We start from the raw sequence: 984 nt of genomic DNA, 5'->3' as shown, positions 1-984 counted from the left end.
GCCCCCCCGGGGGCGGGGGCGGCGGGTCGGCCCCGCGCCGGCCAGGCTGCGGGGGGTGGGGTGGACCCGGGTGGGGCGGACCCGGGCGCGGTGGGGCCGGGCCTCAGCCGTGTGGCTCGGCGAGCTCGGCCGGGTCGGCCAGCACGTAGCCGTCGCCCGCCCGGTGGGCGCGCGAGCGGCGCAGATCGGCGAGGACGAAGGTGCGCTGGAGCCACCGGTCGGTGCCGTCGAAGCGCGGGCTGAACGCGGTGCGCCCGTGCACGGCGATCCGGTTGTCGACGACGGCCAGGTCGCCGGGCTCCAGCCGGACGGTCCGGGCGGTGCGCTCGAAGAGCCGCTGGAGCTCGGCCAGGGCGGCCGCGGCCCGCTCGGTCAAGGGCTCGGTGGCGGCCATGTCCACCCGCAGGTCGGGGTCCTCGGGCGCGCCGGCGAGCACGGCGTGCGGCTCGGCGGGGCCGTCGGCGGCGCCGAAGGAGGGCGGCGGCGCGGTGCGGAACTCCGGCCGCCGCAGGTCGTTCCGGGTCCGCTCGTCCAGCAGCGGCAGCACCTCGCGCACACAGGAGGTGCGCAGTCCCGCCAGCCCGTCCGGGTCGGCGCGCAGGCAGAGCAGCATGACGAAGTCCGGGCGGTGCGGGTGGAAGGCGTTCTCGTTGTGGAACGTGAGCAGCACCGAGCCCGCGTTGCCCTGGAACTCCTCCTGCCCGGGCACCGGGACGACGTCCTGCACCAGCGCGCCGGTCTTCTCGGGGCGGAACGCGGCCGGGTCGCCGAGCCCGCACGCGGCGAGGATCAGCACCGCGGCCGGCACGGTGGCGGTGCGCTGCACCGACCCCCCGGTCAGCGGGGTGCGGCCGAGCGAGGATGCGGCGACGGGCAGTCCGCGCACCAGCAGCGCGCCGCCCGGCCCGGGGTCGCGGCGGAAGGCGCGCAGCGTGCGGCGCAGCCGGACGGGCAGGTCCTCCCAGCGGTCGCGGGCCGCGGCCA

At 79.3% G+C, this 984-nt stretch carries 1 protein-coding gene; it reads right to left on the bottom strand.

Translation table 11 applies throughout. The features are described from left to right. Window positions 1–103 precede the first annotated feature (103 nt). On the bottom strand, window positions 104–984 hold an 881-nt coding region (locus ACFVHB_RS40100), incomplete at its 5' end, for a TauD/TfdA family dioxygenase (protein WP_380332925.1).

The sequence above is a fragment of the Kitasatospora sp. NPDC127111 genome (assembly GCF_042677465.1).
GTDB lineage: Bacteria > Actinomycetota > Actinomycetes > Streptomycetales > Streptomycetaceae > Kitasatospora.
The sequence above is the reverse complement of the archived record's forward strand: the minus strand, read 5'-3'. Positions and strand labels throughout refer to the sequence as shown.